Origin of the sequence: Streptomyces sp. NPDC060027 (assembly GCF_042737005.1) — a bacterium.
Taxonomy (GTDB): domain Bacteria; phylum Actinomycetota; class Actinomycetes; order Streptomycetales; family Streptomycetaceae; genus Streptomyces.
Map to the genome: position 1 here is coordinate 1 of NZ_JBHWVI010000241.1, position 12,732 is coordinate 12,732.

At 68.2% G+C, this 12,732-nt stretch carries 9 protein-coding genes; 7 read left to right on the forward strand and 2 right to left on the reverse strand.

The window, feature by feature from the left end; genetic code table 11:
* Positions 1-3 precede the first annotated feature (3 nt).
* A complete protein-coding gene (locus ACFWBT_RS36530; RefSeq protein WP_385707336.1) occupies positions 4-1,470 on the reverse strand; it encodes a CCA tRNA nucleotidyltransferase in 1,467 nt (488 codons plus the stop codon).
* A 222-nt stretch (positions 1,471-1,692) separates the two neighbouring features.
* Between ACFWBT_RS36530 and ACFWBT_RS36535 the strand changes: the two genes are divergently transcribed.
* The 7 genes from ACFWBT_RS36535 (at position 1,693) to trxA (ending at position 11,720) form a co-directional block, all read left to right on the forward strand.
* Entirely contained in the window at positions 1,693-4,107 is a 2,415-nt protein-coding gene (locus ACFWBT_RS36535; protein WP_385707337.1) for a DUF6049 family protein, read from the forward strand.
* Positions 4,108-4,153: 46 nt separating this feature from the next.
* The gene (gene murJ, locus ACFWBT_RS36540) at positions 4,154-6,400 is read left to right on the forward strand and encodes a murein biosynthesis integral membrane protein MurJ (RefSeq protein ID WP_385707339.1); all 2,247 of its coding nucleotides are present in this window, start codon (positions 4,154-4,156) and stop codon (positions 6,398-6,400) included.
* A 118-nt stretch (positions 6,401-6,518) separates the two neighbouring features.
* Entirely contained in the window at positions 6,519-8,231 is a 1,713-nt protein-coding gene (locus ACFWBT_RS36545; RefSeq protein WP_385707341.1) for a serine/threonine protein kinase, read from the forward strand.
* Positions 8,232-8,495: 264 nt separating this feature from the next.
* The gene (sigM, locus tag ACFWBT_RS36550; RefSeq protein ID WP_385707343.1) at positions 8,496-9,224 is read left to right on the forward strand and encodes an RNA polymerase sigma factor SigM; all 729 of its coding nucleotides are present in this window, start codon (positions 8,496-8,498) and stop codon (positions 9,222-9,224) included.
* Positions 9,225-9,745: 521 nt separating this feature from the next.
* Entirely contained in the window at positions 9,746-10,129 is a 384-nt protein-coding gene (locus tag ACFWBT_RS36555; protein WP_385707345.1) for a hypothetical protein, read from the forward strand.
* Between the two features lie 249 nt (positions 10,130-10,378).
* Positions 10,379-11,344, forward strand: coding sequence for a thioredoxin-disulfide reductase (trxB, locus tag ACFWBT_RS36560; protein WP_385707346.1), 966 nt, complete (start codon positions 10,379-10,381; stop codon positions 11,342-11,344).
* Between the two features lie 43 nt (positions 11,345-11,387).
* Positions 11,388-11,720: a thioredoxin gene (trxA, locus tag ACFWBT_RS36565; RefSeq protein WP_266760603.1), complete on the forward strand. Its 333-nt coding sequence runs from the start codon at positions 11,388-11,390 to the stop codon at positions 11,718-11,720.
* Positions 11,721-11,847: 127 nt separating this feature from the next.
* On the opposite strand, the gene ACFWBT_RS36570 is transcribed toward trxA, so the two are convergent.
* A complete protein-coding gene (locus ACFWBT_RS36570) occupies positions 11,848-12,465 on the reverse strand; it encodes a GNAT family N-acetyltransferase (protein ID WP_385707349.1) in 618 nt (205 codons plus the stop codon).
* Positions 12,466-12,732: the final 267 nt, after the last annotated feature.

Sequence of the window (12,732 nt, forward strand, 5' to 3'; positions counted from 1 at the left end):
CCCTCAGCCTTGTTCGGCCCACCACTCCTTGAGCGCCGCCACCGCGGCGTCATGCTCCATCGGGCCGTTCTCCAGTCGAAGCTCCAGCAGGAACTTGTACGCCTGACCGATCGCGGGGCCCGGGCCGATACCCAGGACGCCCATGATCTCGTTGCCGTCGAGGTCGGGACGGATCGCGTCGAGTTCTTCCTGCTCCTTGAGCTGGGCGATGCGATCCTCCAGGCCGTCGTAGGCACGGGAGAGCGCGGTCGCCTTGCGCTTGTTGCGTGTGGTGCAGTCGGAGCGGGTCAGCTTGTGAAGGCGGTCGAGAAGCGGGCCCGCGTCCCGGACGTAGCGGCGAACGGCGGAGTCCGTCCACTCACCGGTGCCGTACCCGTGGAAACGCAGGTGGAGTTCGACCAGACGTGAGACGTCCTTCACGAGATCGTTCGAGTATTTGAGCGCCGTCATCCGCTTCTTGGTCATCTTGGCGCCCACCATCTCGTGGTGGTGGAACGAGACCCGCCCGTCCTCCTCGAAGCGACGCGTCCGCGGCTTTCCGATGTCGTGGAGCAGCGCGGCGAGCCGGAGGGTCAGATCGGGCCCGTTCTCCTCCAGAGCCATGGCCTGTTCCAGAACGATCAGCGTGTGTTCGTAGACGTCCTTGTGTCGGTGGTGCTCGTCGCTCTCCAGCCGCAGCGCGGGGAGCTCGGGGAGCACATGGTCGGCGAGCCCGGTGTCGACGAGCAGCGTGAGCCCCTTGCGAGGGTGGGCGGACTGGATCAGCTTGTTCAGCTCGTCCCGTACGCGCTCCGCCGAGACGATCTCGATACGCCCGGCCATGTCCGTCATGGCGGCGACAACCTCGGGTGCCACCTCGAAGTCGAGCTGCGCGGCGAACCGCGCGGCCCGCATCATCCGCAGCGGATCGTCGGAGAACGACGCCTCCGGGGTGCCCGGGGTGCGCAGGACGCGAGCGGACAGGTCGTCCAGACCGCCGTGCGGGTCGATGAACTCCTTCTCCGGCAGCGCGACCGCCATCGCGTTCACCGTGAAGTCACGACGCACGAGGTCTTCCTCGATGGAGTCGCCGTACGACACCTCCGGCTTGCGCGAGGTCCGGTCGTACGCCTCGGAGCGGTACGTCGTGATCTCGATCTGGAACGACTGCTCCACATCGCCCACACGGGCGTCCTTCTGCGCACCCACCGTGCCGAAGGCGATCCCGACCTCCCACACCGCGTCGGCCCAGGGCCGGACGATCTTCAGCACGTCCTCGGGTCGGGCGTCCGTCGTGAAGTCCAGGTCGTTGCCGAGCCGGCCGAGGAGCGCGTCCCGGACCGAGCCGCCGACCAGGGCGAGCGAGAATCCCGCCTCCTGGAAACGGCGGGCGAGCTCGTCGGCGACAGGAGAGACCCGCAGCAGTTCACTCACCGCGCGGCGCTGCACCTGGCTCAGGGCACTGGAATTGTCTTCATTGGCGTTCGGCACAACAGAAAAGGGTACGTGGCCGAGGCCCCCGGGGGCGCCCCGATAAATCTCATATTCGTGCTCCTTCTCTCCTCGCCGCCTCAATACGCGCACATACAGGACAGTCGGAGCTGTCCCCCGATCTTGTGGACCACTCCGCGGCACTTCCGCTCAGCGCACATCGTTACCATGCGTGGACGCACATTCCGACGACCACTGACGACGACGAGGACGGGCGAGCGCGTGGCCGAGGCGGCAGACTTCCAAGGGACGAGTCCCTCACCTGCCCGCCGGTGGCTCCGGCGCAGCGGTGCACTGCTGGCCGGGGCGCCGCTGCTGGCCGGGCTGCTCCAGCTGCCCTTGGGCACCCCCTCTCAAGCCGCTGAGCGGGCCTCTGTGGCCGATGCCGCGGGTTCCGGCACGGTCGACATCAGCCTCGACTCGCTGAGCCCCAGCACCCCCACTGAGGGCGACACGATCACGGTCTCCGGCTCGGTCACCAACAAGAGCAGGCAGACCGTCACGGATGCCCACGTGGGCATCCGCGTGGGACCGTCCCTGAACACCCGCTCCGCCATCGACACCGTCGCGAAGCGAACCAGTTTCCAGCCGGGCCTCGACGCGGCGGAGGTCGGGGGCAAGTACGTCGCGAAGGTCACCAAGCTCGCCTCCGGGAGCTCGCAACACTTCAGCATCTCGGTGCCCGCCAAGGAGCTCGACCTCGGAGCCGACGGGGTCTACCAGCTCGGGGTCTCACTCACGGGCCGGACCACCGCCCAGCAGTGGGACCAGGTCCTGGGCATCGAGCGGACCTTCCTGCCCTGGCAGCCCGACGCTGCTGACACGAAGACCAGGACGACGTACCTCTGGCCGCTCATGTCCACCGTCCACCTCACGGCGGAGACCGGTTCCGACGAGCAGCAGACGCCCGTCTTCAAGAACGACGACCTGGCCGCGGAGATCGCCCCGGGCGGGCGCCTGGACCAGCTCCTGTCGCTCGGCAGCGGACTCGATGTCACCTGGGTCCTCGACCCGGACCTGCTGGCCTCCGTCGACGCCATGGGCGGCGGGTACCGGATCCAGCAGGAGGACGGCACGACCGTCGCCGGGCAGAACCGGGCGGTGGCCAACGCCTGGCTGAACAAGCTGGAGAAGGCGGTCCAGAACCAGAACGTCGTCGCGCTCCCCTTCGCCGACCCCGACCTCGCGTCGCTCGCCCACCACGGCAAGGACGTCACCGGTTCCCTGAGTCACCTCAAGGACGCCACCGATGTGGCCGCCGACACGGTGGACACGATCGTCCACGTGAAGCCGAGCACGGACTTCGCCTGGCCCGTGGACGGAGCCGTGGACCCGTCGATCGTCAAGGTGGCCACCTCGGCCGGCGCGGACAAGGTGATCGCCCGCAGCGACAGCCTCCGGGAGACGGGCGGCCTGTCGTACACGCCGAGCGCCGCACGCCCCATCGGCGGCGGGACGACGGCGGTGGTCGCGGACGAGCGGCTCTCCACCGCGTTCCAGGGCGACATGCTGAAGGCCGAGAACTCCACGCTCGCCGTCCAGAAGTTCCTGGCCCAGAGCCTGATGATCAACCTGCAGCAGTCGGGCGACGAACGCAGCATCGTCGTCGCCCCGCAGCGGATGCCCACCGCGAGTCAGGCGCAGTCCATGGCCGAGGCGCTGCGGGTGCTCCAGCAGGGGACCTGGACGGAGTCCCAGGGGTTGGCCGAGGCCGCGAAGGCCAAGCCGGACCCCGGAGCCACCACCAAGGTGCCGCCCACGTCCTCGTACCCGTCGGCACTGCGCCACCGGGAACTGCCGAGCAAAGCCTTCGTCCGGATCCAGCAGACGCAGAGCAAGCTCGACAAGTTCCGGTTGATCCTCACCGACGAGTCCCGTGTGGTCACGCCGTTCGGCCGGGCCATAGACCGGGGGATGTCCGTGTCCTGGCGTGGTCGCCCGACGGAGGCGGAGGCCTTCCGCACGGGTGTGGACCATTACCTCGACGGGCTCATGGGCCTGGTGCATCTCATCAAGAAATCGGACGCGAAGCTCTCGGGGCGCAGCGCCACGATCCCCGTGACCGTCCAGAACAACCTCGTGCAGGGCGTCGACCATCTGGTGCTGCGCCTCACGTCGGGGCAGCCCACCCGCCTCAAGATCGGCAATGGTCCGTACGCCGAGCAGATCCAGGTCGCGGGCGAGCACAGTCAGTCGGTGAAGTTTACGACCTCCACCAAGGCCAACGGTCCGGTCAAGGTCACCGCCCAGCTCTACACGGAGGACGGGCAGCCGTACGGCGATGCGGTCTCCTTCGAGGTGAAGGTCACCGAGATCACCTCCACGGTGATGCTCGTGATCGGCGGCGGTGTCCTGCTTCTCGTACTCGCCGGTTTCCGGATGTACACGCAGCGTAAGCGGGCAGCGGCCCAGCAGGTTGAGGGAGACCCGGAGGACGGTCCCGAGGCGGGGGGTGTGCGCAAGGACACGGGCGGCACCGTGGACACTGAGCACACTGAAGACTCCGAGGCCGGTCCCGAACGGGCTTCCGGCTCGGAGTCCGGGGCAGACGACCCGGAGCAGCCGAGTGACCCGACACCGGACACCGCATCGGAAAGCGCCGACCCGTCCGGCACGGGTGAGAGAGTGGACCGTTGAGCGATGTCGTGGCCGGTGGGCCCGGGGACGATGAGGTGGGGTAACCATGAACGCGCCGTACGACGGTGACCGCGGCCAGGGCGCGGGATCCTCGGGCTACCCCGAGGACTACCCGGACCAGGACGCGGGCCGCTCCGGCTACCCCGAGGGCACGCCGGAGCCCGGCCAGATGCCGCCGGGGGCTCCCGCGGACATGTACCTCCAGGACGCCTACACCCAGGATCCTTACCGGGCACAGGACCTCTCGGCCCAGGATCCCGTGGCGGAGGCGCTCTACGACCGTGCCGCGCACCCTCCGCCGGCGCCCGGAACGTACGCGCCCCAGCAGCCGCTCTACGCCCAGCCGCCCACGCCGCAGTACGCCCCCGACCCGCGGGTGTGGGCCCAGACGCCCCCTCCGGAGCCGGCCGGGCCGACGCGGCACCTGCCATACGGCGACGACGCCCGGACCACCCAGTACGTAGGGGTGGACGACCTGGTCACCCAGGCCGGCGAGGAGCAGCATGAGCCAGACGCCTTCGCTCACCTCTTCCGCGACCAGCAGCAGGGCGGCGTCCGTCACGCCTATGCCTCCCCCGCGGTTCCGGCACCGGCGCCTGAGCCGGCTCCGGCCGCCGCTCAGGCTCCGGCATCAGCACCCGCGGCCGCTCCGGCGAAGTCCGGCGGCCGTGCCTCCGGCTTGTTGAAGTCGAGCGCCGTGATGGCGGCGGGCACGCTGGTGTCCCGGCTCACCGGCTTCGTACGCACCATGATCATCACGGCCGCTCTGGGCGCGGCGACGCTCGGTGACGCCTGGACCGTCGCGTACACCCTGCCGACGATGATCTACATCCTGACCGTCGGCGGCGGACTCAACTCGGTCTTCGTACCCCAGTTGGTGCGGTCCATGAAGGAGGACGACGACGGTGGTGAGGCGTACGCCAACCGCCTGCTGACGCTGGTCATGGTCGCCCTCGCTGTGATCGTCACCGCCGCAGTCTTCATCGCACCGCTGCTGATCCAGCTGATGTCGGACGCCATCGCGAGCGAGCCGGCGGCCAACAACGTGGCCGTCACCTTCGCCCGTTACTGCCTGCCCACGATCTTCTTCATGGGCGTGCACGTGGTCATGGGCCAGATCCTCAACGCCCGCGGGAAATTCGGCGCGATGATGTGGACTCCGGTCCTGAACAACATCGTCATGATCGCCACGTTCGGCCTGTTCCTCTGGGTCTACGGGACCGCCCGGCACTCCGGCATGTCGGTGAACAACATCCCGCCGGACGGCCTCCGCCTGCTGGGCATCGGCACCCTGCTCGGCCTGGTCGTGCAGGCCGTGGCGATGGTTCCGTACCTGCGCGAGACAGGCTTCCGGTTCCGTCCGCGCTTCGACTGGAGGGGCCACGGCCTCGGCAAGGCCATCCAGCTCGCCAAGTGGACCGTGCTCTTCGTCCTCGCCAACCAGGCGGGCGTCCTCGTCGTCACACAGTTGGCGACCGCCGCGCAAAAGGCGTCGGGCAAGAGCGGAGCGGGCATCCTGGCCTACTCCAACGCCCAGCTGATCTGGGGCATGCCGCAGGCGATCATCACGGTCTCCGTCATGGCGGCCATGCTTCCGCGGATCTCGCGAGCGGCCCACGACGGTGACCCGGGCGCCGTCCGTGACGACATCTCGCAGGGTCTGCGGACCTCGGCGGTGGCGATCGTCCCGGTCGCCTTCATGTTCGTCGCGCTCGGCATCCCCATGTGCACCCTGCTCTTCGGCTCCAGCGGCCTCCAGGCCGCCGAGTCACAGGGCTATGTCCTCATGGCCTTCGCGCTCGGCTTGATCCCCTTCTCGGTGCAGTACGTGGTCCTGCGTGGCTTCTACGCCTACGAGGACACCCGCACCCCCTTCTACAACACGGTCATCGTGGCCGCCGTCAACGCGGCGGCGTCGGCCGTCTGTTACGTGGTGCTGCCCGCGCAGTGGGCGGTCGTCGGCATGGCCGGCGCGTACGGACTGGCCTACGCCGTGGGCGTCGGAGTGGCCTGGCAGCGGCTGCGCAGGCGGCTGGGCGGCGACCTGGACGGCGCCCGCGTGATGCGTACGTACGCGCGACTGTGCCTGGCGTCCATCCCGGGCGCCTTGGTGGGCGGCGCCGTAGGATTTGCGATCACCCAGGCCCTCGGGCACGGGGTGTTCGGTTCGATCGCGGCGCTCGTCGTCGGATCGATCGCCCTGCTCGGTGTCTTCTACGTCGCGGCGCGCAAGATGCGCATCGAAGAACTCAACTCAATGGTCGGAATGGTCCGCGGGCGCCTGGGGCGCTGAGGCGGGGGTACGTGCACAACCATCGTCCGTCGCCGTGTGTCGTGCATAGCGCCGGACTGTGGGCACAATTGGTTTCTGCGTCGGACAGCGCGCAACGGATGGGGAGGCAGGGACGACGGTGGCGGAACGGAGCACGGCTGCCGTCGACGTGGCAGACAACAGCGGTGACGAACCGCTGACCGCCAAGGCGGACCAAACCACGTCCGACGGGGTGGCCCAAAACCGGGAGCGGGAAACGGACAGCGAAGAGGCACAGGGGAGCGGCGGGACCGAGAGTCCCGGAAAGGCCTCACCGCCCGAACTGCACAGTGGTCACAAACTCGCCAGGCGATACCGCCTCGAAGAGTGCGTCACCCGTCTGGACGGTTTCAGCAGTTGGCGCGCGATGGACGAGAAGCTTCGTCGTGCCGTCGGTGTGCACCTGCTGCCCGCCGATCATCCGCGGGCCCGCTCAGTACTGGCGGCGGCCCGTTCCTCCGCCCTGCTGGGTGATCCCCGGTTCGTCCAGGTCCTGGACGCGGTCGAGGAGAACGACCTCGTCTATGTGGTGCACGAGTGGCTGCCGGACGCCACGGAGCTCACCGCGCTCCTTGCCGCCGGCCCCCTGGAGGTGCACGAGGCCTACCAGATGGTCAGTCAGGTCTCCCAGGCGATGGCCGCCGCACACCGCGAGGGCCTCGCACATCTGAAGCTGACCCCCGGCGCCGTGCTCCGCACGTCGTCCGGCCAGTGGCGCATCCGCGGGCTCGCCGTGAACGCGGCCCTCCGCGGCATCAGTTCCGACACCCCGCAGCGCTCCGACACGGAGGGGATCGGGGCACTCCTGTACGCCTCCTTGACCCAGCGCTGGCCGTACGAGAACGATGCCTATGGGCTGTCAGGACTGCCCAAGGGCGTCGGGCTCATCGCGCCGGACCAAGTGCGGGCCGGTGTCCACCGAGGTCTGTCGGAGCTCGCCATGCGCGCGCTCGCCAACGACGGCGCGACCGCCTCCCGCCACGAGTCCCCGTGCACCACGCCGGAGGAGCTCGTGAAGGCGATCAGCGAGATGCCGCGCATCCGCCCGCCGGAGCCCGCGTTCACCGCACCGCCCGAGTACCAGCGCACGACGTACCAGCAGGGCACGTACGGCCGCCAGTCGGCCCGTCCAGGTGTCGCCCAGCCCGCGTCGGCTCCGCCGGCGCCGCTGCAGAGCCGTACCGGCAAGGCGCTGAAGTGGGCCGTCTCGGCACTCCTCATCGCCGCTCTGGGTTTGGGCAGTTGGCAGCTCGCGGACGCGCTGATGGATCACGGCAAGTCCGACGACACCGAGAAGACCCAGACGACGGACGGCAACGACAAGACCGGCGACAAGGCCAAGCCCGCCAAGCCGATCAAGATCCGATCCGCATCCGAGTTCGCGCCCAGCGGTACCGGCATACAGGAGGACGAGGTCTCCCTCGCCGTCGACGGGAAGCCTGGCACCGCTTGGGTCACCCCGCAGTACAAGGGGTATCCGAACTTCGGCAATCTCCCCAACCGCAAACAGGGAAGCGGCATCATCGTGGACCTCGGCGCGGTCCAATCGGTGACCGGCCTGGAGATCGACCTGTATCGCAGCGGCCAGACCGTGGAAATTCTTGCTGCCTCGAAGAATGGATCCGGTTCGGCATCTCTCGGGGACTACCCGCAGCGGATCACCCCGCTGAGCCAAGCCGGAAAGAGCCTGACGAAGAATCTTGATGAACCCATCAGGACGCGGTTCATCGTCATCCATGTCACCAGCCTTCCGCCCGATGGCCCCAACGGCTACAGGGGTGGCATTTCGGAAGTAAGGGTGCTCGGCTCCTAGGATCGGATCGCGGTGGGGTCACCTCACGGAGGTGACCCCACCGTCTGTCCTGGTGCATGCATCGCTCTTCCTCGAGCCACGGACAGCCGGCACATGCAAAAGCCTGCTCCGTATCACTTCCTCGCTCCTCTGCGTCTCCACACTTCCCGGGACACCACGCTCGCCATCATCGTGAGGCCGTCAGGATCATCCTCCTGACCGTTTTGGCGCGTTCGATGGCTCCAGCCACTACCCTCAGAGAGGGTTGGTGGGAGGGGATCACGGTTGGACGAGACCACAGACGGCACGGCGAGCGACCTGACTCTCCTCGCCCGTCACGTCGAGGGCGACCCCGAGGCCTTCGGTGAGCTCGTACGGCGTCACCGCGACCGCCTGTGGGCCGTGGCCCTGCGCACGCTGGGAGACCGCGAGGAGGCCGCTGACGCGGTCCAGGACGCACTTGTATCGGCCTATCGGGCCGCCCACACCTTCCGGGGCCAGTCGGCCGTCACGACCTGGCTGCACCGCATCACGGTGAACGCCTGCCTGGACCGCGCCCGCAAGGCGGCCTCCAGAAGGACGTCGCCCATCGATGACACCCAGCGCCTGGAACAGCTCCTCGAACCGCACGAGTCAGCCTCCGCTCCGGCTGAGCGCAATGACCTCCACCGGGAGCTCATCGACGCTCTGGGCACACTCCCGGCCGACCAGCGCGCCGCCCTCGTCCTGGTGGACATGCAGGCCTACCCCGTGGCCGAGGCGGCCCGCATCCTCGATGTGCCTACCGGCACGGTGAAGAGCCGCTGTGCACGCGGCAGAGCCAGACTCCTTCCCCTTCTCACTCATCTCCGCACGGAGAACTCGGGTGACGACGAGGGGAAGAAGTCGGGTGGCGGACGGAACCGGACGCAGGGGACATCCGTCCCACCCGCAGCGGGGCCGCGCGAGGCGGGATCCCGTGACGCAGGGCCAAGCGATTCAGCTGCTGTGAAGGGCGGAGGTGGGCGAGCGTGACATCCACGACGGACAAGGCCAGGCACCCGGACGTCGCGGAGATCTCCGACCTCACCGAAGGTCTGCTCTCGCCATCCCGCACCGAGGATGTACGTCGGCACCTCGATACGTGCGAACTCTGCGCCGACGTCCACGACTCCCTGGAGGAGATCCGCAGCCTGCTCGGCTCCCTGCCGGGTCCGCCTCGCATGCCCGACGATGTGGCCGGACGCATCGATGCCGCATTGGCCGCCGAGGCCTTGCTGAGTGCCACAGCGCCCGATGAGACATCCGGTGCTGACGACGACCGCGCTCATGTTTCACGTGAAACGTCAGCTGCCGATCGCCCGGCGGGGCATCCTCGTGCAGCCGGCGGACCGGGTCGTCCTCACCGAGCACGCCGTGGGCGCCGCAGGACAGTTCTCCTCACGACCGCCTTCGCGGCCGCCGCCCTGGGGGTGGGCGCGATCCTCTTCCAGCCGTTCGGCGGCGACAGCTCCGACAAGAGCCCTCAGACGGCAACGCGGCAGGAGTCCGGGGCAGTGAGCACCTTCTCCGAGAAGACACTGCAGAGCGAGGTCTCGGGTCTTCTCACGAAGACCAAGAAGTCGGGCGAGCAGTCCGGTAGCGCGAAGCCCTGGGGTGTCGAATCCCACGGCACTGGAACCGACTCGGGCGGGGTCAACACCTTGGTCTCCCCGACACCCCCCGTTCCCGAGTGTGTCGCGCAGGGGACCGGAGACGAGGGAACGCTCCTCGCCGCCAAGAAGGGCACGTACCAGGGGACCGGCGTCTACCTCCTCGTGCTGTCCAATGACGCGGACAACACGAAGGTCACCGCCTACATCGTCGAATCGGCCTGTGCGAAGCAGGCCTCCTCGCCCCCCGGCAAGCTCCTTCTGACGCGGTCGTACGCGCGGTCCTGAACGCGTCGGCCTCAGGATGCTGAGCACCTCGGCGGGTGCGATCCCGGCCCTCTCGATCGCGTGCCCTGACGCTTCGACGCCCGATGGTGTCCTGCCCAGGCGCCCCAGGGCGTCTCTGTCCAACACCCGGTCTCCGTGTGCCCTGACACAGCGGGAATTGAAGCCCCTTAGGATCCGTTGGGTGGGGTGAGAGTACTGAGAGAGGCTCCCACCGGTACGTAGCAGTCTCCAGAGACGAGGAATCAAGCCGTGAGCGACGTCCGTAACGTGATCATCATCGGGTCTGGGCCCGCCGGCTACACGGCGGCGCTCTACACCGCGCGCGCGTCGCTGAAGCCGCTGGTCTTCGAAGGCGCCGTCACCGCAGGCGGTGCGCTGATGAACACCACCGAGGTGGAGAACTTCCCCGGCTTCCAGGACGGCGTCATGGGCCCCGAGCTCATGGACAACATGCGCGCCCAGGCCGAGCGCTTCGGTGCCGAGCTGGTTCCGGACGATGTCGTCGCCGTCGACCTGACGGGCGAGATCAAGACCGTCACGGACACGGCGGGCACCGTCCACCGCGCCAAGGCCGTGATCGTCACCACGGGCTCGCAGCACCGCAAGCTCGGGCTGCCCAACGAGGACACGCTCTCCGGGCGTGGCGTCTCCTGGTGCGCGACGTGTGACGGCTTCTTCTTCAAGGACCACGACATCGCCGTCATCGGCGGTGGCGACACCGCGATGGAGGAGGCCACCTTCCTCTCGCGCTTCGCCAAGTCCGTCACGATCGTCCACCGCAGGGACAGCCTCCGCGCCTCCAAGGCCATGCAAGAGCGTGCCTTCGCCGACCCGAAGATCAAGTTCGTCTGGGACAGCGAGGTCGCCGAGATCAAGGGCGACCCGAAGCTGGCCGGCCTGACGCTGCGCAACCTCAAGACCGGCGAGACCTCGGAGCTGCCGGTGACCGGTCTGTTCATCGCGATCGGCCACGACCCGCGTACCGAGCTCTTCAAGGGCCAGCTCGACCTGGACGGAGAGGGCTACCTGAAGGTCGCCGCGCCTTCTACCCGCACGAACCTCACTGGTGTCTTCGGCGCCGGTGACGTGGTCGACCACACCTACCGTCAGGCGATCACAGCTGCCGGTACCGGCTGCTCCGCCGCCCTCGACGCCGAGCGCTACCTCGCCTCCCTCGCGGACAGCGAGACCGCCGCCGCGGCCGCCACCGTCTGATCCCCCGTCCGCCCCACCGCACCAACAAGTTAAGGAGCCCGCTGTGGCCGGCACCCTGAAGAACGTGACCGACGACTCCTTCGAGCAGGACGTCCTCAAGAGCGACAAGCCCGTCCTGGTGGACTTCTGGGCCGCCTGGTGCGGTCCCTGCCGCCAGATCGCTCCGTCCCTCGAGGCGATCGCCGCGGAGTACGGCGACCAGATCGAGATCGTCAAGCTCAACATCGACGAGAACCCGGGCACGGCCGCCAAGTACGGCGTGATGTCGATCCCGACCCTGAACGTCTACCAGGGTGGCGAGGTCGCGAAGACCATCGTCGGTGCGAAGCCGAAGGCCGCGATCGTGCGCGACCTCGAGGACTTCATCGCCAAGTAGTCGATGTCCGCCGCACGCGCGGCGTGTGTTTCACGTGAAACACGAATGGGCCAGCCCAACCGGGCTGGCCCATTCGCTTTGGCGGAGGGAACGTCGATCGCAGATCACGGGTGCGATCCGCCGACCGTCACAGAGGACGAAGCGCCGGCTCCTTCTGTACCGCTCCCAGAAGGCGGTCCAGCGCCATCTCCACGTCTTCCTTCCAGGAGAGCGTCGTCCGGAGTTCCAGCCTCAGGCGCGGGTACGTGGGGTGAGGCCGCACGGTCTTGAAGCCCACCGCGAGCAGATGGTCGGCAGGGAGCACACAGGCGGGTTCCTTCCAGCGCGCGTCCCCGAAAGCCTCGATCGCCTTGAATCCGCGGCGGAGCAGATCCTTGGCGACCGTCTGGACCATCACCCGTCCGAGCCCCTGACCCTGATAGCCCGGCATGATGAACGAGGTCATCAACTGAACAGCGTCCGGCGACACCGGGCTTGTGGGGAAGGCGGTGGAGCGGGGGACATAGGCCGGCGGCGCGTAGAGCACGAAGCCCACCGGTACGTCGTCCACATAGACGACCCGGCCGCAGGATCCCCAGTCCAGCAGAACCGAGGAGATCCAGGCTTCCTTCTCCAGCGCGGGTGTGCCTGCCTTTACCGCGGCTTCACTGCTGACGGGATCCAGTTCCCAGAAGACACACGTACGACAGCGCTTGGGAAGGTCCGGAAGGTTGTCCAGCGTGAGCGGTACGAGCCGACGCCCCATGAAGGATGTTCCTCGCTTCCTTCGCCCGCGGCGTCACGGGCGGCTGTCAGATGGCTCCGCTCCCTGAGCAGGCTGCCGACGAACCCGCCGACCGCTCCCAGGCCCAAGCCTGCGGTCACCAGTCCGGTACGGCTCACGGTTTGCATGGCCCCCGCCTCCCCGATGAAGGTGCTGCCAGGTGGATGCGCCATACCCATCGCATCGTATCCACGATGCGATTCCATCGATACCGCCAGAAAGCAAAGAGCGGGCCGTGTTCCGGTACAC

Bases quoted from the DNA above. Each gene is read 5' to 3' on its own strand.
- ACFWBT_RS36570 (WP_385707349.1), bottom strand. From the start codon at position 12,465: ATGGGGCGTCGGCTCGTACCGCTCACGCTGGACAACCTTCCGGACCTT.
- murJ (WP_385707339.1), top strand. From the start codon at position 4,154: ATGAACGCGCCGTACGACGGTGACCGCGGCCAGGGCGCGGGATCCTCG.